This window comes from Ochrobactrum sp. C6C9 (assembly GCF_022627935.1).
GTDB classification, from domain to species: Bacteria; Pseudomonadota; Alphaproteobacteria; order Rhizobiales; family Rhizobiaceae; genus Brucella; species Brucella teleogrylli.
The window spans coordinates 20,225-45,496 of sequence record NZ_JABXGB010000002.1 but is presented as its reverse complement, the minus strand read 5'-3'; the positions used below and the strand labels follow the sequence as shown (position 1 = coordinate 45,496).

The following is a 25,272-nucleotide window of genomic DNA, read 5'->3' as shown; positions in this document are numbered from 1 at the left end:
AACCGCTCGGTTCGATGTTGACATAATCCAATAAGATGCGCATATCAAGCGATATCGAACCGCTCGGTTCGAAAAATATGTAAGAGTTTTGTGATATGAAGCCCGAACGGCATACCAAAGAAAGCCCCGACACGCTTACCACGCCTGATCTTGATCGGCATGATGCGGGCGGAGCTGCGGCCAATTTCGCCGGAACGGGCAAAAAGTCGGAAAAGCTGCCAAAATCGGAAAAGTTGAAAGCCGGTTCATTTGCATGCGCGCCTGAAACCGAATGCGGACGCACGAGGCTTGGCGCTGGCCAAGATCCGGCAAAGCGCAGCCAGATACTGGAAGGCGCGCAAAGCGTGTTCCTGCGCATGGGTTTCGACGCCGCCAGCATGAACGACATCACCCGTGAGGCGGGCGTGTCGAAGGGCACGATCTACGTCTATTTCAACAGCAAAGAAGACCTGTTCGTCGCCTTGTGCGAGCATTACCGCCATACCATGTTCAGCGCCCTGATCGGCAAGCTGGACAATGGTTTCTCCAATCGTGAGGAACTGACGGAGTTCGGTATTGCGCTGGTGACGTTAATAACCTCATCGACCGCCATTCGCGCCCAGCGCATCGTTTTAGGCGTGAGCGAGCGCAAGCCGGAACTGTCGGCGCGGTTTTATGATCGGGGTCCGAAGCGCAGTCTGGTCGCCATGGCCGAATATCTGGAAAAGATGATCGAGAACGGCGTTTTGGAGCCGTTCGAGGTTGACCGGGTTGCCTATCAGCTCTCCGATCTTTTCCTTGCCGGGCTTTATCGTCCGCGTCTGTTCGGCGTGATTGCTGACGAGCCAACAGAAGAAGCTATCCGCAAGAATGTCGAAACAGCGGTCGATTTCTTCTTCAGAGCATACGGCAAGAGAAGCTGACATCACGTATTTGTACCAATAGGGAACATGCTTTTCGAAACTGTGCCTTATTTTCACTCTGTTCTTGTGTGTAACAACTTGCGGCACAATAATTGCGAGTTGCCATGAGGCGTATTTTTTTTGTCACTTATAAACAATTAAGCAGTTTGTCGGGCGCGATTCGAAACATAGTCGCCAGCAGGACATAAGGCGACAGAACGAAAGCTTAAGCGGCTTGATTCTTAAGGATATTTCGCATGACACTTGACCTGATTCATTTTCCTAATTTCAAGAAAACGTTTTTTGGAGCGGCATTTCAGAGCGACACGCTCACACTTCTGACCCGCATCCGCGATGAAGTCGGCTGCCGGCACATCATGCACGCCTATCGTGGCCGCATGAACGAGTGTGCCAAGCTGAATTCCTCCGATCTGACGTTGGTGATGACCGTTCCGACCGCCTGGTCGGCGCGCTATTCGACGAAGAACTACTTCGCCATCGACCCGATCTTCCAGGAGGATGCGCCCTATTTCTCAAACGATGGCAGCGGCATCGTGCGCGATTTGCAGGAAGATGCCGCCATCTGCCCGGCGGTTGCGGAACTGTTGCAGGACGCTGAAAAGCACGGGCTCGGCAATATTTTCATTGCCGTTTCCGCGCGCAATCCGAAAGGCGCGTCCGGCTGCACGCTGTTCTCGTTCGAGATCGACAAGGACGAGGATCGCGAACAGTTCGTGGCGAAGATGCGTCCGCGTCTGTTGAGCGTCTCGGGCGTCATTCACAACGCGCTGTGCGGCCATAAGGACGCCAGCTCAGTGGCAAGCCTGCTCACTCCGCGCGAGGTGGATTGCCTGCGTTGGGCGGCCAATGGCAAGACCGATGGCGAGATTGCCGATATTCTCAGCATCGCCCGCTGGACAGTGGTGACCTATCTGCAGAACGCCAAAATCAAGCTGAATTGCTCCAACCGCACTTCGGCGGTGGCGACGGCTCTGTCGCTCGGCATCATCGAAATGCCGGGCACCGAGCATCTCATGTAATTCAGGCAAACGCGGCTCGTTGGCGAGCCAGACATGGCGCTTCCGGGTAAAAAGGAAGCGCAGGCTACTTTATTTATTGTGTTTATTGATTGCATTTTAGAACGCAGGGCGTTCCAGCCCTGCTGGAAAATACACTAGCCGCTTGAACTGCTTGCATGACACCGGATGCGTTCGCTCGCGTCCGGTGTTTTGTATTCAGGCTCTTTTTTTCAATGGCATTCTCGCGGCGCTGAAAGCGGCTCGCAAACGCGCCGTGTTCTTCGCCGGGTCCTGATCGGCGTCTTCGAAGGTGATGTGGTTCAACTCCACACCCGCCGTCTTGTCGCTGAGGATCAAGCGGAAATAGGCGTAAACACCCTGATTGCGGAATTCCATATCCAGCACGACCGATGGAGGCGATTGCCAGTCGCAGCGATAGTCGCCGCCATGGCCCAACTCCAGTGTGCCGGGGAAGAAATAAAGCTCGGTCGCGGAGCTCACGACATCGGCAATATTGGCAAACAGCTCGCAGCGGATGAAGGCGATATAGTCAGCCGGATCGACGAGACGCAGCTCCGCCACCACTTCATGCAGGTTCTCGGCGATGATCGCTTCGCGTTCGTTCGAAAATTGCAGGCTCTTCATCGTGTCACCATCGATCCATAAGAACGGGCCAATAATATTTGGGAATAGGGCAAAGTCATAGTTGTACCATTAGTGTACCGCATGCCGCGTATTGATGATGCGGATGAGTTCGGCAACGGCTTTATAGAATTCCGGTGCGATCATCTGGTCGACATTCACCTGCTTATAAAGTGCACGTGCCAGGGGCACGTCCTCGAAGACTGGTATCGAGTGCTGGGCGGCGACTTCTCTTATCTTGAGCGCGATCAGATCCTGTCCCTTCGCAACGACGACCGGAGCGGCGTCTTCATTCGGCTTGTAACGCAGTGCTACGGAGAAATGAGTCGGATTTGCGACAATCAGGGTGGCGGTCGGCACGGCGCTGATCATGCGGCGGCGCGCGCGGTCACGTCCGAGCGAGCGCAGGCGCGATTTGACCAGCGGATCGCCTTCCGATTGCTTCAGCTCGTCTTTGACTTCCTGCCGCGTCATGCGCAGTTCCTGACGCCAGTGGATGCGCGACCAGGCAAGGTCGAAAGCCGCGATGGCGGTGATCGCCAGCACATTGGCGACCAGAAGGCGCACCATGTTCTCGCGCAGAAATTCCGGCAGCGCGCTCGGCTCGGTCGCAATTGCATCCGTGAACAGGCTTTTGCCCTGAAAGAACACGATGAAGACGATGAGGCTGGCGGCGAGAAACTTCGCCACCGATTTCAGGAATTCCACCTGACCTGAGCGCCCGAAAATGCGCTGCCACCCCTTGAGCGGCGAAATGCGCGAAGCCTGTGGACGAATGCGCTCGCCCACAATGCGCGGCGCGTTCTGGAAGGCGGACGAGGCTATGCCTGCCAGCGGAATGATGATGAAGACCGGCACAAGGGCTGCGCCAACCGCCAGCGCCAGCACGCTGAACAGGCGGCTAGCATCCTCGGCGCTGTTGAGAACCCAGTCCTCGGGACGGTCGATCAGTTCGCGCAGGAAGACTGCGAGCTTTGTCGTGGCGGGTGCGGCGACAAACACGGCGATGACCAGAAACGAGGCGACGCCAGCGAGTATCGGCGTTTCGCGGGAGAAAGGCATATTGCCCTTTTCCAAGGCGTCGCGGATCTTCTGCTCGGTCGCTTCTTCTGTTTTGCTTTCCTTATCGGTATCGTCCGCCATGCGTCACACGCGCACTCACGCAGAGGCTTCGTTGGCGTCGAGGGTGATGATGCCCCGCTCGGAAAGGTCGATGGCGATGCGCGAAATCTTGCGGCGTGCGTCTGCGATATTCTGGGCGGTGATATTGCCCTGCTCGGCGCCAAGCTCCGTTTCCACCATGCGGCGGCCACGGGTGGAGAGCGAGGACAAAACGAGTTCCTGAAGCCTGGCGTCTGCACCACGCAGCGCGGTTGCGATCTGTTCGGTCTGCACTTCATCGAAGAGCAGCAGACGCGCGCGCTGCGACAGGCGCTCGATATCTTCGAAGGTGAAGAGCTTGGCCTTGATGCGGTTGAGGTCGTCGCGATTGAGATCTTCAAGGCTCGCCATCAGTTCTTCCATCTCGTTCTTGTCGAGCTGGTTGAAGATATTGGCAATCTGGCCGTGATGGGCTTTGACCGGGCCGGAATCGCTGCGGCCAAGCAGATCGCGGCGCAGCACATCTTCCAGCAGTTCGGCTGCGGCGGGCGCGACATTGCCGATATGCAGCGAGCGCTGCACGACGGCATTGCGCAGCTGCGGCGGCAGGGCGACGAACAGGCGCGCGGCAAGGTCCGACGGCAGTTTGGAGACGATATAGGCGATGATCTGCGGATGCTGGTCGGCCAGATAGGCTTGCAGGCTGTCAACCGGCAGGCGACCGAGCTGCACCCAGACCGATTCCTGCACCAGCTGCGGCTGCACGCGTTCTTCGAACACGGCATCCACTTCTTCCTGCGGCAGCGTATCGCGCAGCAGACCTTCGAAGCGCTGGGCGGCTTCCGAAACGGGCGCGCCCTCGGCAAATGAATCCTCGAATTCCTTCACCAGCTGTTCGAAATCGAGCGGCGAGATCGGGTCCAGCGTGCGGGAATGACCGGCAAGCTTGCGCAGGTCCTCGGCGCTGAAATGCTTGAGAAGGCGTGACGCAGCCGGACGGCCAATAGCCACGAGAATGGCTGCCGCCTTTTGTGCGCCGCTCAGCGTATCGATGATGCCGCTCGCGCTTTCTTCAGTGATGGCCTGCTGCTCTTTTTCGGTCATGGAGATATCCGGGCCGATCCGTTATTTGCCGATGATTTCGGTGAGGCTGACGCCGAAACGCGAAGAATCATCTTCGAGTACGATGACTTCGCCGCGAGCGATCACGCGACCGTTGACGACGATATCGACCGGATCGCCGATCTGCTTGTCGAGGGTGATAACCGCGCCGCGACCGAGCTTCATCAGATTGGCCACCGGCATAGTCGTGCCGCCGAGAACCACCTGCACATCGACGGGAATGCCCATGATGAGTTCGAGATTAGGCTTGGAAGCGCCTTTCTGCGCGCTGCGCGGCTTTTCCTCGCGCAGTTCCTCGATGGCTTCGTCCAGTTCCTGCTGCATGTTCTTGTCCTTGTTGTCAGCGCTCATGCCTGCCCCGCAATATCAACGGTTGCCTTGCGGACCGCGCGATGCACGAACACCGGCAGCGCATTCTTTTCTTTCTGCTCGACAATCGGTTCGCGGGTGCGAACGGCACTGTCGGCAACGGTGCGCGCTTCGCGCATGTCGCGGGTCAGCGCCTTGCGCAAGCGGTTCAGTTCCTCGATGGCTTCTTCCATCTCGCGGCGCACGCGCTGGGTTTCGCCAAGGCGGGCTTCGAGTTTTACATTTTCATCGACAAGATCGGTGCGCTCGCTCTGGATCGCCTTCACGGCGCGTTCCAGACCGTTGGAGGCAGCCGCGACGCGCAGCGCAAGCACCTTGCCAAGCTTGATCGTTTCGTTGGCCTTGCGCCCGACCACGATCAGCGCGCCCAGCGAAACAAGGGCCATCAGCGTGGAAAGAATATTAGCCAGCAACAAGCTCATCGATAAAATCCTCTTCCTGATTGACCGGGTCGCCGACCTTGACGGTGAAATGAATGCCCGACTTGCCGAGCGAGCATTTGAAAAGCTGCTGGTTGCCCGAGCGCAGACGCACCTGCTCCATGGCGTCGGCAGGCAGCTTCAACACCTGTCCGATCTCGAGTTTCGACAGCGCATCCAGCGTCATCGAACCTTGCTGGATGAAGCCTTCAAGCTCGATACGGGCGCGGCTGACTTCCTGACGCAGCTTCTTGGCCCAGCTCGGATCGGCCTGGTTCATGGGGCGGCGCAGAAAAGCGGCGACGGCATCCTGCATTGGCTTATGGGTGCTGCGGGGCAGCAGAAGGTGGACTTGTCCGGTCTTGCCCGCCGCCGTCACATCGATCCGGCAAGCGAAAAGCCGCGACCGTTCGAAATCGGTGCGGTCGAATTCGGCGATATCGATGCATTCACCGGCAACGAACATCGACTGCGCATTTGCCACCCAGCCCGATAGGGAACCGGCGTTGAAAACCTGATCCAGCGCACCGGCGAGATGGCCGGAAAGAAGGGCGGAAATCTTGTGTTCGACCATGCCGAACGGGCGCTCGACATCGACTTGGCCCAGATTACCCTGCGCGCCATACATGGCCTCGATGATCAAGAAGACCAGCGGCGCATCGACGGTCAGATAAAGCGTCGAGCCCCAGCGTTCGACTTTAAGCGGCGCGATGATGGCGGCGCTGTCGAGAATGGCGGCGAAACCCGCGTCATCGGTGCTTTCCACCGCACCGGCTTCCACTTCGAAAGCCGCCGCGCAACCATGTTTCAGCCGCTCGCAGAAATGCGTGGAGGCATCCTTGAACACATGGGCAAGCGACTTCAGATCGTCGCCGGACAATCCGGCTGCGCGCAGCAGATTGTCGGCCAGCACGTTATTCTTGCGGTGTTGTTCCGCCATGGTCGTTTCAACCGACGTTTCAGGGGTGGTTTCGGGCGTCGTCATCTTATGCGGCCTGCTGCGTGGGCGCGCTGGCCATGGTTTCCTGCTCCACCACATCGATGGTCGGGCGGTCATAAGCGGAGATGGTCTTGCGCCCATATTCCACGGCGATCTGCGGCAGCGAGCCGTTCATATAGGCAAGCAGCGTCTGCTTCACGACGACATAGAGACGGTTCTTCTTTTCGCGGGTCGATTTGATCTTGGTCGCGATGGGACCGACAACGCCATAGGAAAAGAAGATACCGGCGAAGGTGCCGACAAGGGCTGCACCGATCAGATGACCGAGCACTTCCGGCGACTGGTCCAGCGCGCCCATGGCCTTGATCACGCCGAGAACAGCGGCGACGATCCCGAGCGCAGGCAGGGCTTCCGAAATGGTGACCATGGCCTGATAGGGCTTCAGCTTGTCGCGGGCGATGGTGTGGATTTCCTCGTCCATCAGCGCTTCGATCTCGTGCGAGCGCACATTGCCGACGATGATGAGGCGGCAGTAATCGCAGATGAAATGGGTGAGGTCTTCGTTTTTCAGAACGCTCGGATAGGCCTGAAAGATCGGCGATTCCTTGGGATTGTCGATATGGACTTCGACTTCATTGCGCGACTTGGCGCGCAATTCGCGCATCAGGCTGTAGAGCAGGCCCAGAAGATCGAGATAATCGCGCTGCTTGGGCACGGCGTTGCTGAACGCCTCCATGCAGGCGCGACCGGTATCCTTCACCAGCGAAAACGGATTGGCGACGAAGAACGTGCCAAGCGCTGCGCCCAGAATGATGACGAATTCCCAAGGCTGGATGAGCACGCTCACATGTCCGCCCATGGCGATGAAACCGCCCAGCATACAGCCCAGTGTGATGGCGAGACCGATGATAATGCCCAAAGCCCGAGACTCCCGCAGAATAGTTCTTTGAGCCGAACATAGGCAGCGCGGCTTGCGCGAAGCTTGCCGAGGTCGCCCGAGGACTATTGGGCGCCATCAGCTTCGGACAAGCTTGATCGCGCATAAAGGGCGCAACTATCAGCAGGGGGTCATGCCTATGGTCGATACGATGACGAGCTATCGCCTGATCGCGTCGGATATGACGCGGTCTTTGCAGCGCGTTTCGAAAGAACCTTTGGTGTCGCGCGAAACGGCCTATTTCCAGGAAAACATCGGCAATGTGAAATCGATTGACGATTTCATGTCCGACAGCCGCCTTTACAATTATGCGATGAAGGCGTTCGGTCTGGAAGACATGGCCTATGCAAAGGCTTTCGTGCGCAAGATTCTGACGGAAGGCGTCACGAGCGACGACGCCATGGCCAACAAGCTGACCGACAAGCGCTACAAGGAATTCGCGACCGTCTTCGACTTTGCGGGCAAGGGCGCCGAGGCTACCCAAAGCACCGAGGCGCAGCAGGGTGTGGTGGACAAATATTTGCGCCAGACGCTGGAAACCGAAGCCGGTGGCCAGAACGAAGGCGTGCGTCTGGCGCTCTATTTCGAGCGCAAGGCTTCGAAGATCACCAATGCCTATGAAATCCTCGGCGACAAGGCCTTGCTGACCACGGTGCAGACGATATTCAGCTGGCCTGCGGCCATGTCCAATGCCGATGTGGACAAGCAGGCCAAGATGCTTGAGGCCAAGATCGACTTTTCCAAAATGTCCGATCCCGATTATGTCTCGAAACTCATTTCGCGTTTCACGGCCATGTATGAAATGAACAACCCGACCTCAAGCAGCCCGGCATCCATCGCCTCGCTGCTGCTCGGCAGCGCGTCTTCGGTTGGCATCTCGACCGATATTCTTACCACCTTGCAAAGCTTCAAGCCGGGCGGTCGCTGATCCATGCAGAATAATTCGATCTATGTCGGGCTTTCCTCGCTCATTACGCTTGAACGGCGAATGGATTCGATTGCCCAGAATGTCGCCAATGTCTCGACGGTCGGTTTCCGGGGCGAGGGCACCAAGTTCGATTCGATTGTCTCTAAAAAGGCAAGCGACGATGTGAGCTTTGCCAGCGCCGGCAAGAGCTATATCCGCACCGAACCCGGCCCGCTGGTCAAGACGGACAACCCGCTTGATATTGCGGTCAAGGGCGATGCGTGGCTGTCGCTCAACACACCGCAGGGTCAAATTTTCACCCGCGACGGGCGTATGAAGATGCTGGCGACCGGCGAGCTGGTTTCAATGATGGGCTATTCGGTGCTCGATGTCGGCGGCGCGCCGATCATGCTCAATCCGGATGGTGGCGCGCCGAAGATTTCCGCCGATGGCGCGGTCTATCAGAATGGCGCGCAGATCGGCGCTCTCGGGCTTTACTCCATTCCCGCCGATGCCGAGCTGAAATATGCAGGCAATTCCGGTGTGATCCCAAACAAGGCTGCGGCGCCGATCTTCGACGATAACAGCATCGGCGTTGTGCAGGGCATGATCGAAGGCTCGAATGTCGACGCCATGACCGAGATGACGCGTCTCATCAGCGTCAGCCGGGCCTTTGAGCAGGTCAATAATCTTTTGACCCAGCAGGAAGCGACCGTGTCTGAAGCGATCAAGACGCTGGGCTCCAAAAACGGATGACGCCAGACCTACCGCTCGCGCGGCTTGCCGCCTTTGCCCGTCAACAGGCCGTAGAGCCGAAGCCCGTGTCCGGTATCGGCGGCACGGTCAGCGACGTGTCGCGCTCGGCGATTGCCGTGCGCGGGCTGTCACGCGATGCGCGGCTTGGCGATGCGGTGGCGATAAGGGCTGTGGGCGGCACCAGTCTGGCGGAAATCATTCGCGTTGCCGACAGGCAGGTTCTCGTCAAACCTTTCGACGACCGGATCATTCCCTCATTGGGTGCAGCGGTCTTCGAAGAAGGACCGCTCAGCATCCGTCCGGCGCTCGAATGGCGCGGGCGGGTGATCAATGCGCTGGGGCAGCCGATTGACGGCAGGGGTGCGCTTTTGCCCGGTCCACGCCCGATGGCATCCGAAAATCTGGCACCAGCCGCGCTGCGCCGGGGGCGCGTGGATCGCGGGCTTCGCACCGGCGTTGACGTGATCGACATTTTCACGCCGCTCTGCTTCGGCCAGCGCATCGGCATTTTTGCCGGTTCCGGCGTCGGCAAATCCACGCTGCTCGCCATGATGACGCGCGCCGCCGATTTCGACACGGTGGTGCTGGCGCTGACCGGCGAGCGCGGACGTGAAGTGCGCGAGATGCTGGAAGAAACCATGGTTGGCCATCTCGACAAGACCATCACTGTCGTTGCAACCGGCGATGAAAGCCCGATGATGCGCCGTCTTGCGCCCAATACCGCGACGGCCATTGCGGAATATTTCCGCGATCTCGGCCAGAATGTGCTGCTGATTGTCGATTCCGTCACGCGCTTTGCCCATGCGGCGCGCGAGGTGGCGATTGCGGCGGAAGAGCCGCCGGTTTCGCGCGGTTATCCGCCGAGCGTGTTCAGCCAGTTGCCACGCCTTCTGGAGCGGGCGGGGCCGGGCAGCGCCGATTCAGGCGGCAGTATTACCGGCATCTACTCGGTGCTCGTCGATGGCGATGACCACAATGACCCGGTTTCCGACACCATTCGCGGCACGCTGGACGGGCACATCGTGCTCGACCGGACGATTGCGGCGCTGGGGCGCTTTCCGGCGGTCGATGTTCCGGGTTCGGTTTCACGCCTCGCCAAGCACAACTGGACGGCGGAACAGCGCAAGCTTGTCAGCCAGCTTCGCAGCATGGTGGCCCGCTTCGAGGAAACGCGCGATCTGCGCGCCATCGGCGCGTATCAAAAGGGGCATGACGGGATTCTGGATCAGGCGGTGGATCTCGTTCCGCGCATCTATGATGCCTTGCAGCAGTCCCCAGAGACACCGCGTTCAGACGATCCCTATCAGAAACTCGCCGCCGCCTTGCGCGGGGAAAAACAGGCATCCAATCCATGATGACGGGCAACAAGAACCGACGCAAAAACGCCGAAGAAAAGCTATTGGCCGATCTGGAAGCGGAAGTGAGCGCCGCCGCCGCACAGGAAGGTGGCAAGAAACCCCACAGCAAGGTTGACCGCTATCTGAAGATTGCGGCGGTCACGCTGGCGGCTGGCTGCGCGATGCTGCCCTTCATCACCTATCTCCAGCGCATGGAGCTTGCGCCTGCCGAAAAGGCGGAACGCAAGATCATCGATCCGCTGGACCGTTCGGAGCAGAAAACGGTGCGCCGCTTTCCGTCCTTCCGCCCGTCGGATCGCGTTTCCCCCAGTGCGGATATCGATAACACCATGACCGGTTCGGTCATGTCCAACGGCAAGGGCCTGCCGGGAACTGGCGCTGGCACTGGCGGCGCAGGCGGCGGCGATGGACAGGCTTTCCCGAAGCCGGTCTTCGCGCTGCGCGAGGTCGTCGGCGGGATGGCAATGATCGAGGATACGTCCGGCTACTGGTTCGTGGAAAAAGGATCTCTGTTGCCCGATGGCAGTCGCCTTGTTTCCATCGGTCGGGGGTCGGGAACCTGGCAATTGACCACGTCGTCAGGCGACGTGATTGAAATGCGGAGATAGGGGAGTAGGGCAGTAAGGGAATAGGGGAGTATGTTGGCCTTGCGCGATCAGCGCTCTCTTGGAAACTACGATATACCATTCCCCAAAAACATATTCCCTTACTGCCCTATTCCCCTACTCCCTTAACCTTCGCAAGCTTGACGCAAGTTCCGCCCCGTAAGTTAACCAACGGTAAAGGCGGGAAACTCCATGAGCTCCATTCATCTTTTCGATCTGGCCGCAAGGCAAGTGCAGTGGCTGTCGGTCCGACAGGCCACCGTCGCTGGCAATGTCGCCAATGCGAACACGCCGGATTTCAAGGCGCGCGACGTTCAACCCTTCACCGATGTGCTGGACAAGACGCAGCTCACCATGGCTGCGACGAGTCCGCAGCATCTGGAATTCGAGGCAAACGGCATCGCAGGCGCACGCCTGCGTCCCGACGACATCACCGAGCAAACCCATTCCGGCAATACCGTCGATGTCGAACAGGAAATGATGAAGGCAGGCGAGATTTCCCGCGAATATTCGCTCAACACCAGCATCGTCAAAGCGTTCCACCGCATGATGCTGTCGGTCGCGAAGGGATAATCCATGTCTTCCGACGCCTTGCAGAATTCCCTGAAGATCGCAGCCTCCGGCCTTTCGGCCCAATCGACACGTCTGCGTATCGTTTCGGAAAACATCGCCAATGCCCAGTCGACGGGCCAGACGGCGACCGACGATCCCTATCGCCGCAAGACCGTTTCCTTCCGCACCGAGCTGGAGCATGGCACGGGTGCCGCAGAAGTGCGCGTGGCCGAAGTGGGCAAGGATACCTCGCCCTTCGTCGAGCAATATGATCCGAGCCACCCCGCCGCCGACGCGCGCGGCTATGTCCGTTACCCGAACGTCAACATGGTCGTCGAAATGGCGGACATGCGTGAAGCCAACCGTTCTTATGAAGCCAATTTGCAGGTCGTCAGGCAGGCGCGTGAGCTGATCTCGATGACCATCGATCTCCTGAGGAGCACATAATGTACGACTCGATCATGAGCATTTCGGCGCGCAATGCGCTGTCGCGCCTTTCCGAAACCGTCGCCGGGAATGGCGTCGGTTCTGCCGCTTCCACGGCGGCTCCACAGGCTGTTCCCGCAACGCCGGGCGCATCCTTTGGTGAAGTCCTGTCGCAGATGACGGATTCGGTCGGCCAGAAATTGCAGGCGGCGGAAGCCACCTCCATTCAGGGCATCAAGGGCGATGCGCCGGTGAATGAGGTGGTCAGCTCCGTCATGGAAGCTGAACAGTCGCTCCAGACCGCAATCGCGATCCGCGACAAGATCGTGCAAGCGTATCTCGAGATCAGCCGCATGTCGATTTAAAGCATTTCCAGCAAAAGTGCGAAGTGGTTTTGCGTAGGATAATGCGCAAAAACAAATGGTTAGAGCGGCTTCGACAATACCGTTTTAACTGAGCCGCTCTCATCCCGCATACGCCCAGCAGATCAAGGAAGCGCCATGAAAGCCCTGACGATTGCCGCAACCGGCATGAACGCCCAGCAGCTCAATCTGGAAGTGATCGCCAACAATATTGCCAATATCAATACAACGGGCTTCAAGCGCGCGCGTGCCGAGTTTTCGGACCTACTCTACCAGTCCGAGCGCACGGCAGGCGTTCCCAATCAGGCCAATGAGAGCATTGTGCCCGAAGGCGCGCTGGTCGGCCTTGGCGTCCAGACGGCGGCGGTGCGCAACCTGCATATTCAGGGCAGCTTCAACCAGACCGGAAATCCATTCGATCTGGCGCTGACCGGGCAGGGCTGGTTCCAGATCCAGAGCCCGACCGGCGAAACGCTCTATACCCGCGCTGGCGCATTCAACAAGAATGCCGATGGCCAGCTGGTGACGCTCGACGGAAATATTGTCCAGCCGGGCATCGTGGTTCCTGAAAATGCGCTTGAAGTAACCGTCAGCGATACCGGGCAGGTCTTTGCAAAGATTCAGGAACAGAACGGCATCCAGATCACCCCGCTCGGCCAGCTTCAGCTTGCGAATTTCACCAATGAAGCCGGTCTCGAACCGCTGGGCGACAATCTCTATCGCGAAACGGAAGCCTCCGGCGGGCCGCTGGTCGGCGATCCGGGCGATCCAGGTTTCGGTTCGGTCAAGCAGGGCTATCTCGAAGCATCAAATGTCGATCCGGTGAAAGAAATCACCGATCTGATTACGGCGCAGCGCGCCTATGAAATGAATTCCAAGGTCATTCAGGCCGCCGACGAAATGGCGGCGACCGTATCGAAGAACATGCGCTGACGGTGATCGCCATGAAACGCGCCCAAGGAAACGACATCAAAGCCCGTTCACGGTTCAGACGCGCCGCACTGGCTGCTGCCGCAGTGGCCGGTTTTGCCACTGCTGCGGTCTCGGGGGCTTCGGCCACCGACCGCATCGCTTTCGTTGTGCCTTCGGCGACCGTTTATCCCGGACAGGTCGTCAGCAATGTCGCGCTGGTCGAGAAGAAGTTCTACATCAGTGCGCCCGCCGCGCAGCAATATGTGCTGTCGGTGGATCAGGCTGACGGCAAGGTCGCGCGCAAGACGCTGATCGCGGGTAAGCCGATCCTCGTCGCCGCCCTCTCGGAGCCGTCGCTGGTCAAGCGTGGCGAGCCGGTGACGATGGTGTTCTCCACCGGTGTCATGACGATCACAGCCGTCGGCATACCGCTCGAGTCCGGGGCGGCAGGCGATTTCATCAAGGTACGCAACAGCGACAGCGGCGTCATCGTGCCCGGCACGATACTGGCCGATGGCCGTGTTCAAGTGGGGATGCGGTGAGAAAAACCTGGGCAACGCTGATCACCGTTCTGGCTCTCGCGCTTCAACCTGTTGCGGTTCTGGCGGATGAGTCGGCCAAGAATGTGAAGGATTTCGGCACCGCCGTCGAAGCGGACGCCGACTGGCTGGGTGCAGGCGGCGATCCGTCCAAGATGGCCTATGCTGAGCTTGGTCGTGGCAGCGCTGTGGCACGCCTCAAGGATATCGCGACCATTCAGGGCGTGCGTGAAAACCAGCTCGTTGGTTACGGTCTGGTGATCGGCCTTAAGGGCACGGGTGACAGCCTGCGCAACTCGCCTTTCACCGAACAGTCCATGCGCGCCATGCTCGATAATCTCGGCATCAATGCGCCGCGCAATTCCACGCGTTCGAAGAACACGGCAGCGGTCATCGTGACCGCCAATCTGCCCGCCTTTGCCGGTTCCGGCTCACGCATCGATGTGACGGTTTCGTCCATCGGCGACGCCACCTCCTTGCAGGGTGGCACGCTGGTCATGACGCAGCTGATGGGCGCCGACAACCAGATTTATGCAGTTGCGCAGGGCAATATGATTGTGTCCGGCTTTACCGCCGAAGGCGATGCAGCCACCGTGACGCAGGGTGTGCCGACATCGGGCCGCATTCCAAACGGTGCGCTGGTCGAGCGCGAGGTTGCCGGAAACTTCGGCAAGGACAGCGAGATGATCGTGGAGCTGCGCGATCCCGATTTCACGACTGCCGTGCGTACCGCCGATACGATCAATATCTTCGCCAAGCGCCGCTATGGGCGCGGTGTGGCGATTGCCCGCGATGCCAAGACCATCCGCCTGTCCCGTCCGAAAAATGTGCCCGCCGCCCGCTTTCTCGCGGAGCTGGAGGGCCTTCCGATCATCACGGATGAGGTGGCGCGCGTGGTGGTGGATGAGCGTACCGGCACGGTGGTCATCGGTTCGAAAGTACGCATTTCCAAAGTGGCAATCAGCCATGGCAGCCTGACGGTGCGCGTGACGGAAACGCCGATGGTCGTGCAGCCTGAACCGTTCAGTGACGGCGTGACGGCGATGGAGCCGAACACCGATATCGCCGTCAACCAGCCCAATGCCAAGATCGGGATTCTGACCGGCGCCAACCTGGAAAATCTGGTCAAGGGCCTCAACCAGATGGGTGTGAAGCCGACCGGCATCATCGCCATCCTGCAGGCGATCAAATCTTCCGGCGCGCTTCACGCAGAACTGGTAGTGCAATGATGAGGCCGGGGATGACAGCAGACATGATCGTGAAACTGGCAATCCGCACCGGTTCGGCTTTGGCGCTGCTTTTTGCCAGCGCCTTGCCGGGATTGGCGCAGGAGGTGGCATCGCCTGCACCGCAAGCGCCAACTGTGGCCCCAACGGCGGCGGTTCCTGTTTCCGCGCCACCTGCGAACCTCGGCAATCTGGATGAAATCCGCAAGTTCTGCGGCAATATCGACAATCAGGCCGCAGACGCCCGCTATTCGTTGCAGGCCAAGCAGCTCACCGACCTCAAGGCCGAGGTGGACGAGCGGATGCAGGCGCTGGAAGAAAAGCGCAAGGAATACGAGATGTGGCTGAAGCGCCGCGACGAGTTCGTCAGCAAGGCGCAGGATTCGCTGGTCGACATCATTTCCAAGATGAAGCCGGATGCAGCGGCAGCCCAGATGGCCATGATCGGCGATGAGGCGGCGGCAGCCCTGATCCTCAAGCTCAACCCGCGTGTTTCGAGCATCATTCTGAATGAAATGCCGCCGGAAAAGGCAGCAAAGCTCGCACGCATCATCGTCGGATCGCAGCGCACGGGCGCAACGCCACCGGCGGTGAAGGACCAGCGCGCTCAGGCGCAAACCGGGAATACGGTGCAATGACAGGACGCATGAACAAGACCATTTTCGCCGCCACCGCTCTGGCGCTTCTGGCCGGTTGCGCCATGAAGCCGGAAGAAATCGGTCGTGCGCCGGACCTGTCGCCGGTTGCCGCCAATCTCGGCATGAACAACAATCCGCAATATAATGGTTATCCGTCGCGTCCGGCCAAGCCGGATTATTCGCTCTGGAACCAGCGCTCGACCAATTTCTTCAAGGACCCGCGCGCGGCCGAGCCGGGTGATGTGCTCACCGTCATCATTTCCATCAATGACCGCGCCAATCTCGACAACAAGACCGATCGCGAGCGGGTGTCGAAAGGCATTTATGGCGCGGGCGGCTCGTTCGCGACCAGCAGCAGCACGGGCGCCGGTGCTGGCGGCGACATGGACGGTTCCATCAACACCCATTCGGACAGCTCGTCCAAGGGCAAGGGCACAATCAAGCGCAGCGAGGATATCAGTCTTCAGGTTGCGGCCATCGTTACCAATACGCTCCCGAACGGCAACATGATCATTCGCGGCTCGCAGGAAGTGCGCGTGAACAATGAGTTGCGTGTGCTGAATGTCGTCGGTGTCGTGCGTCCGCGGGATATCTCCGGTTCCAACACCATTTCCTACGACAAGATCGCCGAAGCCCGCATTTCCTATGGTGGTCGTGGACGGTTGAGCGAGGTGCAGCAGCCGCCATACGGCCAGCAAATTCTCGATCAGGTTTCTCCTTTTTAAAGCTGAGCATCGATGAGCGACACGGCACTGGACAAGAAAGACGGCAAGGCCAAAGGCTCCATGATGGGGCTTTTGGCGGCGGTCGTTGCTCTTACCGCAATCGCCGCCGGTGGCGGCTGGTATCTGGGCGGGATGATTTCCGCCGACCAGCAGGCGCTTGCCAAGACCACGGCCAGGGAAGACAAGCCGAAGCCGGGCGATTTCGAATCGCGCTCCATCGGCGCGGTTGTGCCGCTAAAGCCGATCATCACCAATCTCGGCATTCCGCAGAACACTTGGGTACGGCTGGAAGCTTCGCTGGTCGCCAAGCCCGGTCATGAAATACCGGCGGCCATGGCGGCCAATGTCGGCGATGATTTTCTGAGCTTCCTGCGCAGTGTCAATCTCATGCAATTGCAAGGCGCGGCAGGGCTTGCCTATCTGCGCGCCGATCTCGAAGAACGCGCCCGCCTGCGCTCGGAAGGCGCGGTGGACCGGGTCTTTCTTTCGGCACTGGTCGTAGAATGAAAAAACTCCTTGGTCCAGGCGTTCTCCTGACGCTCGCACTCACCGTTTCGGCACAGGCCCAACAGGCCTTGACGCTGGATAATCTGCTACCCGCAGGCAGCGGTGCGGCCAGCGGCCAGATTGTCCAGCTCTTCGGTCTTTTGACCGTACTGTCCATCGCGCCCGGCCTTTTGATCATGGTGACGAGCTTTACGCGCTTCGCCATAGCCTTTTCCCTGCTTCGCTCGGGTCTTGGTCTCCAGACCGCGCCTGCCAGCATGGTGATGATCTCGCTCGCTCTGTTCATGACCTTCTATGTCATGGCGCCCGCCTTCGACCGCGCCTGGAACAATGGCTTGCAGCCGCTGATGCGTAACGAGATAACGCAACAGGCAGCCTTGACCGAGATTTCGCAGCCCTTTCGCGAATTCATGATGGGTCAGGTGCGTGACAAGGATCTGCGCCTGTTCGAAGACCTTGCCGATCCGTCTTTCCGCACCGGCGAGGACGGTGTTGTGGATTTCCGCGTGCTGGTCCCGGCCTTCATGATTTCGGAGCTTCGTCGCGGCTTTGAAATCGGCTTCCTGATCGTGCTGCCGTTTCTGGTGATCGATCTGGTCGTGGCCACGCTCACCATGTCCATGGGCATGATGATGCTGCCGCCGACAGTGATTTCGCTGCCGTTCAAGATTCTGTTCTTCGTGCTGATCGACGGCTGGAATATTCTGGTCGGAAGCCTGATTCGCTCGTTCTCCTGACCCGATTTGGAACAGTTGCCAAAGCGTCCGGCAAAATTCGGCGTCAAAATCTGAGAGATCGGTAAAATTCGGCAAAATAAATTAGCATTACTTTAATATTTGGGTTTTAAACGTCGGCACATGGTGGGTCTCTGCGAGAGCGGAGACAGGCATGATGCCGCTCCACTATGCCGGTAAGTCCGGCCTGTCCCTCTGTTTGATTTTTCCCAAGGGGCAAAATAATGGCTAGCATTCTGACCAACTCGGCAGCTCTGACTGCACTTCAGACCCTTTCCACGACCAACAAGTCGCTGGAAGCAACGCAGAACCGTATCTCGACGGGCCTCAAGGTTGCCGGTGCATCCGACAACGCCGCTTACTGGTCCATCGCAACGACCATGCGTTCGGACAACAAGGCTAACTCCGTCGTTCAGGATTCCCTCGGCCTCGGCGCTGGAAAGGTTGACACTGCCTACACGGCTATGAACAAGGCGATTGAAGTCGTCGATCAGATCAAGCAGAAGGTTCTTCTCGCGAAGACCTCCGGCACGGAAGATCGCGCCAAGATCCAGAGCGAAATTGCAACCTATGTTGCTCAGCTCAAGGACAATGTCGCTGGCGCCAACTACGCCGGTTCGAACCTGCTGACCTCGGATTCGACTGCTACCGGCAGCACCAAGCTCGACGTCATCACTTCCTATAACCGTGATGCATCCGGCAAGGTGACGACTGGCTCAATTTCGGTAAACTATTCCGCTACGCGCCTGATCGATACCAATACTGCCGCTGCTGGCGTTCTGGACAAAGACGGTGCCGCATCTGCCACGTCGATCCTCGACATTGACGTCAGCGACGTGACTGGCGTTACGGGTTATACCGCTGCCGACGAAGGTGCGGCATTCGACAACCTGTTGACTGACATCGAAACTGCTCTTGGCGCAATGGCAACTTCGGCTGCAGAACTCGGTGCCGCAAAGTCGCGCATCGACATGCAGAAGGATTTCGTTTCGAGTCTTTCGGACTCGATCGAAAAGGGCGTTGGCCAGCTCGTTGATGCTGACATGAACAAGGAATCGGCACGTCTGTCGGCTCTCCAGGTTCAGCAGCAGCTTGGCGTTCAGGCTCTGTCGATTGCCAACTCGTCGAACCAGAACATCCTGTCGCTGTTCCGCGGCTAATCGATAACTGAGTAGATAAAACGGAGAGGCGGGTCACCGGCTCTCGCGAGTTCTCAGGCAAATCAGGGGTTCGCATCCGGACCGACCTGATCGGACCGGATGTCTTTGGGCGGAAAAGGGGCGCGGGATCAATTCCGCGCCCCGCTTCGTTTCGGCGTTCAGAAAGCACGTGCTTTATCAGCCGCCACTTTCGCGCAAGCTTCGCGGTCTAGTTTGCATCCATCATGATGGCGGTGGTGTCGATGCAGCAGAATATCCAGCAATTGATCGAACAGCTCAAGGGAACGCTTGGCAAGCTTGGCGTGCGCAAGCTTGTTGCGCTCGGGCTTGTGGGGGCCGCCCTGATGGGAGCGATCCTCTACACGAGCTTCTATCTCAGCCGTCCATCCTATGAGACGCTTTATGTCGGCCTGTCGCGCGATGACGTGAACCGCATGGGCCTGGCACTCGGCGAAGCGGGCATTCCCTTCGACGTGAAGTCGGATGGTTCCTCCATTCTGGTGCCGATCGGCAAGGCGGAAACCGCCCGCATGTATCTCGCCGAAAAGGGCCTGCCCACCTCCAACAATGCCGGTTACGAGCTGTTCGACAATATGGGCTCGCTGGGCCTCACCTCCTTCATGCAGGAAATCACCCGCGTTCGCGCGCTTGAAGGCGAAATCGCCCGCACCATTCAGGCGATTCGCGGCGTGAAGGCCGCCCGCGTGCACATCGTTCTGGCTGAAAAAGGCTCGTTCCGCCGTGGCGACCAGAAGCCGTCCGCTTCGGTGGTCATCCGCGCGGAAGGCGGCTTTGCCGCCGAATCGGCGCAGTCGATTCGCCAGCTCGTTGCCGCCGCCGTACCGTCGCTCGATGCATCGTCGGTCACCGTCCTCGACACCAATGGCCGGCTTCTCGCCTCCGCTGGCGAGGCCGCCAATGGCGCGGCTCTCATGACCGCCTCGCTGGAACAGCAGGTTGCCGGTAATGTGGACGACAGCATCCGCAAGGCGCTGGCGCCCTATCTCGGTCTTGGCCATTTCCAGACCAGCGTCCAGGCGACGCTCGACACTGATCGCCGCCAGATCAACGAGACGACCTTCGATCCCGAATCGCGTGTCGAACGTTCGGTCCGCGTGGTGCGCGAAAGCGGCGATTCCCGCAACAACCGCGATAACAACGCGACGGGTGTGGAACAGAACATCCCGCAGGAAGAAATCCAGAACCGCAATGGCGAGACCTCGTCGGAAAAGACCGACCGCCGTGAGGAACTGACCAATTACGAAATGAACAGCAAGACGATTGCGACGGTGAGCGACGGTTATTCCGTCAAGCGCCTGTCGATTGCCGTCGTCATTGATCAGGCCCGCCTGCTGCAAACGGCTGGCACCACGCCGCCGCCTGCCAATTTCGTCGATCAGCAGATCACCAAGATTCGCGATCTCGTCGCCACGGCTGCCGGTCTCAATGCGGATCGCGGCGATGTCATCAATGTAACCGCCGTCAACTTCCTCGATCCGGCTGGTGCGGATATGGAGCCGGTTTCGGCGCCATGGACCGATACGCTGCTGCGCCAAAGCGGAAGCTATGTCAATGCGCTGGCCATCCTCGCCGCGGTTGGTCTTCTGATCTGGTTTGGCCTGCGTCCGCTGCTGCGTGACCAGACCGCGAAACCGGCAGGCACGGAAGTCGCCATCCGCGAAGCGGGTGAGGTTGCCACGCCGAATTTCGTCGGTACACAAGCAGGCAGCGAGGGCCAGCAGGCTGTGATCGGCGGGCCGGAAGCCTATGCCGACCAGATGAAGACCAGCCTCAGTGATTTACGCCAGCGCATGCGCATGCCCGCCAAGCTTCGTCTGGAACAGATGATCGAGATGGATGAGGAGCGCGTTGCCGCCGTTCTCAAGCAGTGGATCAACGGAAACGCCGTGAAGCAGCCTGTCCATGCTGAACGGGCCGATGCACCGGAGCTTGAGGCTGCCTGATAATGAGCGCGCTCTCCCTCAGCCGTTACCTTCCTGATTTTTCGACCCATCGCGTGGCGGATGAGGCTGTGGAGATCATCGCCGCCCCTGCGCCGTCACAACCGTTGAAGCCGGAGCCGGTCCGTCGCACCCAAGCAATTGACCCGAAAGCGGCGGCCCTTGCGGATAAGCTTGCCGCTGCCGAAAAGGCGGAAATGGCGGCCCTCATCGCAGCCGAGGAAGAAAAGCGCTCCGCCTTTGAAAACGGTCATGCCGAAGGCCATACGCTTGGCCGCGAGGAAGGCCATAAAGAAGCCGAGGCGCTTTACGAAGCTGAGAAAGCCCGGCTTTTGCGCGAGCATGAGACGGAAATCGAAAATCTTCGCGCCGCGTTTTCGCGGGAGCAGGCGCTGTTGCTGGCGCGCAGCCTGACCGAAGCGCTGACCGCGCTGGAACAGAGCTTCTCCGGCCAGATTGCCGAGATTCTAGCGCCGCTTCTCGTCGGAAAGCTTGAACAGGACGCGGTTGCAGAATTTGCCCACCGCATTGCGGCGCTGGCGCTGGAAGGCGAAGCGCCGGAAATCTCCGGTCCGGCAGGACTGCTGGCCCCGATACGCGACCATGCAGCGCTGCTGCCCTCCGGCTGCCGGTTTGTCGAAAATGCGTCGGACGAATTGTCCTTTTCCTTTGGCGAACGGGTGCTAGAAACGCGCATCGCGCCGCTTCTTGATGAATTGAAGGCTGCGGTCCAATGAGCATCGATCCCGAAACCAAGCGCGAAATCATCATTGTTCGCCGTGGCGGGCATGACGACCATGACGGCCACCATGGCGGCGTGTGGAAGATTGCCTATGCCGACTTTATGACCGCCATGATGGCGTTCTTCCTCGTCATGTGGCTGATCAATGCCGCCAATGAGGAAACCAAGGCGGCTGTCGCCAGCTATTTTAATCCCGTCAAGCTGATGGACCGGCATTCCAGCCCCAAGGGCGTGCAGGATGTCGATGAGAAGGATGGCAAGGTTCGCTATGAAAGCGACCAGCAGGTCGAAAACAGCACCAAGGTCATCAACGACGCCACGACCGTGCCGCCGAGCGAGCAGGAGGAGCGCCAGCTTTTCCGTGAGCCCTATGCGGTTTTGTCGGAACTGGCGCATGAAACCGGTGTGTTGCAGAATCAGTCTGCCAAGGGTGACGGCGGCACGTCGCAATCCGGCCCTGCCACAGGTGCCGATGGCGGCGATGCCTATCGTGATCCTTTCAGCCCGGATTACTGGTCGAGCAAGGCCGTGGACGAGCTGACGCCGCCGAATGCCGCGCCCTCCACGCCGCCCAAGCCGGAAACGCCGGAAGCAAAACCCGCTGAAGCGCCTGCAAAAGATCAGGAACAGCTCATTGCGGAACTGAAAAAGGCTGCGGAAGGCGAAAAGTCCACTGCGGCCAGGCCGGGCAGCAAGGCTGAGCCGATGCCGGATGTAACGGTGGTTCCGGTGGATGGCGGGGTGATGATCCAGCTGACCGACAAGATCGACTACGGCATGTTCACAATCGGCTCCGCCAAGCCTGATGCGCGCGTGGTGCAGATGCTGGAACGCATAGCGCAGGTGATTTCCCGCCAGCCCGGCGAAGTCATCATCAGCGGTCACACCGATTCGCGCCCGTTCAAAAGCGCAAGCTATGACAACTGGCGTCTGTCGTCGGCGCGTGCGCAGATGGCCTATTACATGCTGGTGCGCGGCGGGCTGGATGAAAAGCGCGTGTTGCGCGTTGAAGGCTATGCCGACCGCCAGCCGAAAATCGCCAATGACCCGAATGCGGCTGAAAACCGCCGCATCGATATTTTCCTCAAGTCTGCCCCATGAAGCGGCTTGTTCAGCGCTCCCTGATGATTGCCTTGACCATGAGCCTGCCGCTGGCCGGAGCGCCGGTGCATGTCTTTGCACAGGCGCAACAGGGCGGCAGCGCGGGCGCAGCCTTGCCGGTGCTTGAGCCTTACAAGCTCGTGCGTTCGCTGCGCATGTTGCAGGATCAGGTGGTGGCGGGAAAGCCGGAAGCCGTGGTCATGCTGAACAAGCTTCTGGCTTTCATCAGCGCCGACATGGCGCGCGCGCCGAAGGAAGCATGGGATAATCCCGAAAACATTTATGCGGCGATCATCTATCTTTTTAATGGCGGTAATCCCGACGCGGTGCGCAAGGTTCTGGCCGATTTCAAGTCGGATGTCGTGCCGCAGGAACTGGTCAAGGGTGCTTTGGCCTATGCCTCCGGGCAGATGATCGAAGTGGTCAAGCTGTTCTCCGTTCCGCTGTCGCCGGATGTGCCTTCGGAGCTGAAAGCCTCCATCGTGCTCGTGACCGCAAGCCAGATGACAGCCTTCGATCCGGCGACCGCGCTGCTGCGGCTTGATCAGGTGCGGCTCGAAGCGCCGGGCACGCTGTTCGAGGAAGCGGCGATCCGCCGTTCGATGCCGATTGCAGCCAAGCTTGGCGATGCGGAAAAGATCCGGATGCTGGCGCGCAACTATCTGCAGCGCTTTCCCCGCTCGCCCTATATGCGTGATTTCATGGGACAATTCGTCAGCGCGGCGCTCAAGCTCAATGACCGCATCGGCAATGCCGAACTGGTAAAGCTGATCGCAGCCGCCGATCCGGTGATGCAATATTCGCTCTATCTCCAGATTGCGCGCGGCGCTCTGGTGGACGGCCAGACGGAGCGGGCGCGTTTCATGTCTGCGGAGGCGCGCAAGCTCGCCGACCGACTCAAAGCCGATCCGACCCGCGCCAATCTCTATGCGGCGGCAAGCGATGTCGCCTCCGATTCGGCGGGCAGCGCCTTGCGTGAACTGTCGCAGATTTCGCCTGATCGCCTGCAGGAACCTGACCGCAAACTGTTGAAGGCAGCCGAGACGGTGGGCTCGGTCGTGACCCGCGCGCCGAGCGCACTGCCGCCAGCAAAAGCAGCGCCTGAACCCGCTGTGGAGGACCGCAAGGTGCCTGCTATGGCAGTGGCGGACGCACCCGTTACCGCGCCCGCCGCAATACCGGCTTCGTCGCCGGTTGCGGGCTGGAACCCGACACCGGCGCAGCCAACAGACGATTTGCAGAAGACCATGGACGATGCCCGGCGCAAGCTTGCCGAGATCGACGCCTTGCTAGGGGAGACCATTCAATGAGCGTGGATATTTTGCTCGGTCAGGCCGGACGGATGGCGTCGCCGACCCGCAGTCTGGCGCCCCAGCAAAGCAATGGGCAAGGCAAGGCAAATGTGGATGGGCAGGAAAATTCCGAGCCGTCGCAGCTGTTTGGCGCGCTTCTGGAAAAGCCGCATGGCAAACCGGTCGCGAAGGGCGATGACGCCGATACTGCGCTCAGCGATGAGCAGGATGAGCAGAAAGCGGATGCGTCCACGCAAGGGACAAACTGGGCCGTGACACAGAATGTCCTTTCTTTGGCCGCCAACATGCCCAATTTGAACGGCGAAAGCCACAATTCCGCCACAGAAAATCTCGCGAAAAAGGCTGGAATAGCTGCTTTGGCGCAATCAGATGACATGAATCCGAACGCTGTTGAAGGCGAGGGTGCTGAGGTCGGAGCGGATACCGTCAGCGACATGAGGCGGAAGGCCGAGGCAGCTCAGAATCTCCAGCCTGGTGTCAGTGGAAAGCCGTCTTCCAAATCCGGCGAGGCGGTGTCGGGCGACACGAATGGCGCGCAGTCGGATAAGCCCACTGAAAATGCCGATGCAAACCTTACCGATCTGCTGAAAGCCGAAAAGCCAGCGGGTAATCAGCCGGCTAATTCCAGCAATGCTGATCGCGGTGTCTTCCAGCCGCTGCAAGCCGCTGGCAAGTCCGCTGCTCCGGTGGATGGCAAGGTGGCGACTGCCACGCCGCAGGCGGTTCGCGTGGCGGATGTGCAGGTGGTTTCCGAGCGCAGCTTTGGTTCGGTGAAGACGCTTCAAATACGGCTTGATCCCGTCGATCTGGGGCAGGTGACGGCGCGCATCCGCGTTGTGCCGGACGGTGTAGAAGTGCATCTGGTCGCGGATAAGGCGCAGGCCGCTGAAGCGCTTTCCGCTGACCGCGCGATCATCGAGAAGGCGCTGAAAAGTGCCGGTATCGCGGACGATGCCCGCATCTCCGTAACGGTTACAGACCGCACTGCGGCAAGCGCGGTGCAGCACACGGCGGCGGGGCAAGGCGCTGGCCAGCAGCAGGCCGGCGCGCAACAGCAATCATCCGGCCAGCAACAGGCCTTCAATATGCAAGGCGGCTTCGATGGCCGCAATGGCGCGCAATCTCAGGCACAGGCTCAGTTTGCAAGCGGCGAGGGCAGGCAGAATGGTGATTCCAGCCAAACGGGACAAGACCGGTCCGGCAAGCAGACAGGTTCCGAAACTGCGGCGCGCGACACTGTTGCAGGCACTGCTGGCCGCAGTCGCGGTCTGGTTGTGTAACGCCAGTGCCGCTCTGGCGGAGAATGTCTGCGAGCGCG

General features: G+C 59.5%; 29 protein-coding genes. 22 read left to right on the top strand and 7 right to left on the bottom strand.

What is annotated here, in order from left to right; genetic code table 11:
• Positions 1 to 95 precede the first annotated feature (95 nt).
• Together HWD97_RS01680 and HWD97_RS01675 are read left to right on the top strand one after the other, a co-directional pair.
• Entirely contained in the window at positions 96 to 902 is an 807-nt protein-coding gene (locus HWD97_RS01680) for a TetR/AcrR family transcriptional regulator (RefSeq protein ID WP_109367906.1), read from the top strand.
• A gap of 236 nt (positions 903 to 1,138) precedes the next feature.
• On the top strand, positions 1,139 to 1,921 hold the full coding sequence (locus tag HWD97_RS01675; RefSeq protein WP_109367905.1) for a LuxR family transcriptional regulator: 783 nt from the start codon (positions 1,139 to 1,141) through the stop codon (positions 1,919 to 1,921).
• Between the two features lie 195 nt (positions 1,922 to 2,116).
• Here HWD97_RS01675 and HWD97_RS01670 read toward each other — a convergent pair whose 3' ends face one another.
• The 7 genes from HWD97_RS01670 to motA form a co-directional block, all read right to left on the bottom strand.
• Positions 2,117 to 2,545, bottom strand: a complete 429-nt coding sequence (locus HWD97_RS01670; RefSeq protein WP_109367904.1) for a hypothetical protein — start codon at positions 2,543 to 2,545, stop codon at positions 2,117 to 2,119.
• A 69-nt stretch (positions 2,546 to 2,614) separates the two neighbouring features.
• The gene (gene flhB / locus HWD97_RS01665; protein ID WP_371834622.1) at positions 2,615 to 3,685 is read right to left on the bottom strand and encodes a flagellar biosynthesis protein FlhB; all 1,071 of its coding nucleotides are present in this window, start codon (positions 3,683 to 3,685) and stop codon (positions 2,615 to 2,617) included.
• Between the two features lie 15 nt (positions 3,686 to 3,700).
• Positions 3,701 to 4,747: a flagellar motor switch protein FliG gene (locus HWD97_RS01660; protein ID WP_371834621.1), complete on the bottom strand. Its 1,047-nt coding sequence runs from the start codon at positions 4,745 to 4,747 to the stop codon at positions 3,701 to 3,703.
• A gap of 21 nt (positions 4,748 to 4,768) precedes the next feature.
• Positions 4,769 to 5,116 carry a flagellar motor switch protein FliN gene (gene fliN / locus HWD97_RS01655; protein ID WP_109367901.1) on the bottom strand — a complete coding sequence of 116 codons (348 nt, stop codon included), beginning with the start codon at positions 5,114 to 5,116 and terminating at the stop codon, positions 4,769 to 4,771.
• Complete coding sequence (locus tag HWD97_RS01650) at positions 5,113 to 5,556, bottom strand: BAB2_0123 family type IV secretion system effector (RefSeq protein ID WP_109367900.1); 444 nt, start codon at positions 5,554 to 5,556, stop codon at positions 5,113 to 5,115. Before HWD97_RS01650 ends, fliN begins: the two co-directional genes overlap by 4 nt.
• A complete protein-coding gene (locus HWD97_RS01645) occupies positions 5,537 to 6,493 on the bottom strand; it encodes a FliM/FliN family flagellar motor switch protein (protein ID WP_109368049.1) in 957 nt (318 codons plus the stop codon). The genes HWD97_RS01650 and HWD97_RS01645 overlap by 20 nt, the downstream gene beginning before the upstream one ends.
• Positions 6,494 to 6,539: 46 nt before the next feature.
• Positions 6,540 to 7,412, bottom strand: a complete 873-nt coding sequence (gene motA, locus HWD97_RS01640; RefSeq protein ID WP_109367899.1) for a flagellar motor stator protein MotA — start codon at positions 7,410 to 7,412, stop codon at positions 6,540 to 6,542.
• A 157-nt stretch (positions 7,413 to 7,569) separates the two neighbouring features.
• Here motA and HWD97_RS01635 point away from each other — a divergent pair, with 157 nt between their 5' ends.
• From HWD97_RS01635 to HWD97_RS01540, 20 genes are all read left to right on the top strand, one after another.
• On the top strand, positions 7,570 to 8,358 hold the full coding sequence (locus HWD97_RS01635) for a DUF1217 domain-containing protein (protein ID WP_109367898.1): 789 nt from the start codon (positions 7,570 to 7,572) through the stop codon (positions 8,356 to 8,358).
• A 3-nt stretch (positions 8,359 to 8,361) separates the two neighbouring features.
• Entirely contained in the window at positions 8,362 to 9,093 is a 732-nt protein-coding gene (flgF, locus tag HWD97_RS01630; RefSeq protein WP_121538384.1) for a flagellar basal-body rod protein FlgF, read from the top strand.
• On the top strand, positions 9,090 to 10,448 hold the full coding sequence (fliI, locus tag HWD97_RS01625) for a flagellar protein export ATPase FliI (protein ID WP_109367896.1): 1,359 nt from the start codon (positions 9,090 to 9,092) through the stop codon (positions 10,446 to 10,448). The genes flgF and fliI overlap by 4 nt, the downstream gene beginning before the upstream one ends.
• Positions 10,445 to 11,059, top strand: a complete 615-nt coding sequence (locus HWD97_RS01620) for a hypothetical protein (RefSeq protein WP_109367895.1) — start codon at positions 10,445 to 10,447, stop codon at positions 11,057 to 11,059. The genes fliI and HWD97_RS01620 overlap by 4 nt, the downstream gene beginning before the upstream one ends.
• Positions 11,060 to 11,248: 189 nt before the next feature.
• Positions 11,249 to 11,629: a flagellar basal body rod protein FlgB gene (gene flgB, locus HWD97_RS01615; RefSeq protein WP_109367894.1), complete on the top strand. Its 381-nt coding sequence runs from the start codon at positions 11,249 to 11,251 to the stop codon at positions 11,627 to 11,629.
• 3 nt (positions 11,630 to 11,632) lie between these two features.
• Positions 11,633 to 12,055: a flagellar basal body rod protein FlgC gene (gene flgC, locus HWD97_RS01610; protein ID WP_109367893.1), complete on the top strand. Its 423-nt coding sequence runs from the start codon at positions 11,633 to 11,635 to the stop codon at positions 12,053 to 12,055.
• On the top strand, positions 12,055 to 12,399 hold the full coding sequence (locus HWD97_RS01605; RefSeq protein ID WP_109367892.1) for a flagellar hook-basal body complex protein FliE: 345 nt from the start codon (positions 12,055 to 12,057) through the stop codon (positions 12,397 to 12,399). Before flgC ends, HWD97_RS01605 begins: the two co-directional genes overlap by 1 nt.
• 135 nt (positions 12,400 to 12,534) lie before the next feature.
• The gene (gene flgG, locus HWD97_RS01600) at positions 12,535 to 13,329 is read left to right on the top strand and encodes a flagellar basal-body rod protein FlgG (RefSeq protein ID WP_109367891.1); all 795 of its coding nucleotides are present in this window, start codon (positions 12,535 to 12,537) and stop codon (positions 13,327 to 13,329) included.
• Positions 13,326 to 13,850 carry a flagellar basal body P-ring formation chaperone FlgA gene (gene flgA / locus HWD97_RS01595; RefSeq protein ID WP_371830823.1) on the top strand — a complete coding sequence of 175 codons (525 nt, stop codon included), beginning with the start codon at positions 13,326 to 13,328 and terminating at the stop codon, positions 13,848 to 13,850. Before flgG ends, flgA begins: the two co-directional genes overlap by 4 nt.
• On the top strand, positions 13,847 to 15,076 hold the full coding sequence (locus HWD97_RS01590; protein WP_109367890.1) for a flagellar basal body P-ring protein FlgI: 1,230 nt from the start codon (positions 13,847 to 13,849) through the stop codon (positions 15,074 to 15,076). The genes flgA and HWD97_RS01590 overlap by 4 nt, the downstream gene beginning before the upstream one ends.
• Positions 15,077 to 15,087: 11 nt before the next feature.
• On the top strand, positions 15,088 to 15,711 hold the full coding sequence (locus tag HWD97_RS01585; protein WP_235858966.1) for a MotE family protein: 624 nt from the start codon (positions 15,088 to 15,090) through the stop codon (positions 15,709 to 15,711).
• Positions 15,708 to 16,436, top strand: coding sequence for a flagellar basal body L-ring protein FlgH (gene flgH, locus HWD97_RS01580; protein ID WP_371830820.1), 729 nt, complete (start codon positions 15,708 to 15,710; stop codon positions 16,434 to 16,436). Before HWD97_RS01585 ends, flgH begins: the two co-directional genes overlap by 4 nt.
• Positions 16,437 to 16,448: 12 nt before the next feature.
• Positions 16,449 to 16,943 (top strand): flagellar basal body-associated FliL family protein, encoded by a 495-nt coding sequence (locus tag HWD97_RS01575; protein WP_121538382.1) that lies wholly within the window; start codon positions 16,449 to 16,451, stop codon positions 16,941 to 16,943.
• Positions 16,940 to 17,680, top strand: coding sequence for a flagellar type III secretion system pore protein FliP (gene fliP, locus HWD97_RS01570; RefSeq protein WP_121538380.1), 741 nt, complete (start codon positions 16,940 to 16,942; stop codon positions 17,678 to 17,680). Before HWD97_RS01575 ends, fliP begins: the two co-directional genes overlap by 4 nt.
• A gap of 221 nt (positions 17,681 to 17,901) precedes the next feature.
• Positions 17,902 to 18,837, top strand: a complete 936-nt coding sequence (locus tag HWD97_RS01565; RefSeq protein ID WP_121538378.1) for a flagellin — start codon at positions 17,902 to 17,904, stop codon at positions 18,835 to 18,837.
• A 227-nt stretch (positions 18,838 to 19,064) separates the two neighbouring features.
• Positions 19,065 to 20,801, top strand: a complete 1,737-nt coding sequence (gene fliF / locus HWD97_RS01560; protein ID WP_121538501.1) for a flagellar basal-body MS-ring/collar protein FliF — start codon at positions 19,065 to 19,067, stop codon at positions 20,799 to 20,801.
• Between the two features lie 2 nt (positions 20,802 to 20,803).
• Positions 20,804 to 21,535 carry a hypothetical protein gene (locus tag HWD97_RS01555; RefSeq protein ID WP_109367886.1) on the top strand — a complete coding sequence of 244 codons (732 nt, stop codon included), beginning with the start codon at positions 20,804 to 20,806 and terminating at the stop codon, positions 21,533 to 21,535.
• The gene (locus HWD97_RS01550) at positions 21,532 to 22,641 is read left to right on the top strand and encodes a flagellar motor protein MotB (RefSeq protein WP_109367885.1); all 1,110 of its coding nucleotides are present in this window, start codon (positions 21,532 to 21,534) and stop codon (positions 22,639 to 22,641) included. Before HWD97_RS01555 ends, HWD97_RS01550 begins: the two co-directional genes overlap by 4 nt.
• On the top strand, positions 22,638 to 23,951 hold the full coding sequence (locus HWD97_RS01545; protein WP_121538376.1) for a chemotaxis protein: 1,314 nt from the start codon (positions 22,638 to 22,640) through the stop codon (positions 23,949 to 23,951). Before HWD97_RS01550 ends, HWD97_RS01545 begins: the two co-directional genes overlap by 4 nt.
• Positions 23,948 to 25,234 (top strand): flagellar hook-length control protein FliK, encoded by a 1,287-nt coding sequence (locus HWD97_RS01540; RefSeq protein WP_121538374.1) that lies wholly within the window; start codon positions 23,948 to 23,950, stop codon positions 25,232 to 25,234. The genes HWD97_RS01545 and HWD97_RS01540 overlap by 4 nt, the downstream gene beginning before the upstream one ends.
• The last annotated feature ends 38 nt before the right edge of the window (positions 25,235 to 25,272 follow it).

Bases quoted from the DNA above. Each gene is read 5' to 3' on its own strand.
- HWD97_RS01680 (WP_109367906.1), top strand. From the start codon at position 96: ATGAAGCCCGAACGGCATACCAAAGAAAGCCCCGACACGCTTACCACG.
- HWD97_RS01675 (WP_109367905.1), top strand. From the start codon at position 1,139: ATGACACTTGACCTGATTCATTTTCCTAATTTCAAGAAAACGTTTTTT.
- HWD97_RS01670 (WP_109367904.1), bottom strand. From the start codon at position 2,545: ATGAAGAGCCTGCAATTTTCGAACGAACGCGAAGCGATCATCGCCGAG.
- flhB (WP_371834622.1), bottom strand. From the start codon at position 3,685: ATGGCGGACGATACCGATAAGGAAAGCAAAACAGAAGAAGCGACCGAG.
- HWD97_RS01660 (WP_371834621.1), bottom strand. From the start codon at position 4,747: ATGACCGAAAAAGAGCAGCAGGCCATCACTGAAGAAAGCGCGAGCGGC.
- fliN (WP_109367901.1), bottom strand. From the start codon at position 5,116: ATGAGCGCTGACAACAAGGACAAGAACATGCAGCAGGAACTGGACGAA.
- HWD97_RS01650 (WP_109367900.1), bottom strand. From the start codon at position 5,556: ATGAGCTTGTTGCTGGCTAATATTCTTTCCACGCTGATGGCCCTTGTT.
- HWD97_RS01645 (WP_109368049.1), bottom strand. From the start codon at position 6,493: ATGGCGGAACAACACCGCAAGAATAACGTGCTGGCCGACAATCTGCTG.
- HWD97_RS01635 (WP_109367898.1), top strand. From the start codon at position 7,570: ATGGTCGATACGATGACGAGCTATCGCCTGATCGCGTCGGATATGACG.
- flgF (WP_121538384.1), top strand. From the start codon at position 8,362: ATGCAGAATAATTCGATCTATGTCGGGCTTTCCTCGCTCATTACGCTT.
- fliI (WP_109367896.1), top strand. From the start codon at position 9,090: ATGACGCCAGACCTACCGCTCGCGCGGCTTGCCGCCTTTGCCCGTCAA.
- HWD97_RS01620 (WP_109367895.1), top strand. From the start codon at position 10,445: ATGATGACGGGCAACAAGAACCGACGCAAAAACGCCGAAGAAAAGCTA.
- flgB (WP_109367894.1), top strand. From the start codon at position 11,249: ATGAGCTCCATTCATCTTTTCGATCTGGCCGCAAGGCAAGTGCAGTGG.
- flgC (WP_109367893.1), top strand. From the start codon at position 11,633: ATGTCTTCCGACGCCTTGCAGAATTCCCTGAAGATCGCAGCCTCCGGC.
- HWD97_RS01605 (WP_109367892.1), top strand. From the start codon at position 12,055: ATGTACGACTCGATCATGAGCATTTCGGCGCGCAATGCGCTGTCGCGC.
- flgG (WP_109367891.1), top strand. From the start codon at position 12,535: ATGAAAGCCCTGACGATTGCCGCAACCGGCATGAACGCCCAGCAGCTC.
- HWD97_RS01585 (WP_235858966.1), top strand. From the start codon at position 15,088: ATGACAGCAGACATGATCGTGAAACTGGCAATCCGCACCGGTTCGGCT.
- flgH (WP_371830820.1), top strand. From the start codon at position 15,708: ATGACAGGACGCATGAACAAGACCATTTTCGCCGCCACCGCTCTGGCG.
- HWD97_RS01575 (WP_121538382.1), top strand. From the start codon at position 16,449: ATGAGCGACACGGCACTGGACAAGAAAGACGGCAAGGCCAAAGGCTCC.
- fliP (WP_121538380.1), top strand. From the start codon at position 16,940: ATGAAAAAACTCCTTGGTCCAGGCGTTCTCCTGACGCTCGCACTCACC.
- HWD97_RS01565 (WP_121538378.1), top strand. From the start codon at position 17,902: ATGGCTAGCATTCTGACCAACTCGGCAGCTCTGACTGCACTTCAGACC.
- fliF (WP_121538501.1), top strand. From the start codon at position 19,065: ATGGCGGTGGTGTCGATGCAGCAGAATATCCAGCAATTGATCGAACAG.
- HWD97_RS01555 (WP_109367886.1), top strand. From the start codon at position 20,804: ATGAGCGCGCTCTCCCTCAGCCGTTACCTTCCTGATTTTTCGACCCAT.
- HWD97_RS01550 (WP_109367885.1), top strand. From the start codon at position 21,532: ATGAGCATCGATCCCGAAACCAAGCGCGAAATCATCATTGTTCGCCGT.
- HWD97_RS01545 (WP_121538376.1), top strand. From the start codon at position 22,638: ATGAAGCGGCTTGTTCAGCGCTCCCTGATGATTGCCTTGACCATGAGC.
- HWD97_RS01540 (WP_121538374.1), top strand. From the start codon at position 23,948: ATGAGCGTGGATATTTTGCTCGGTCAGGCCGGACGGATGGCGTCGCCG.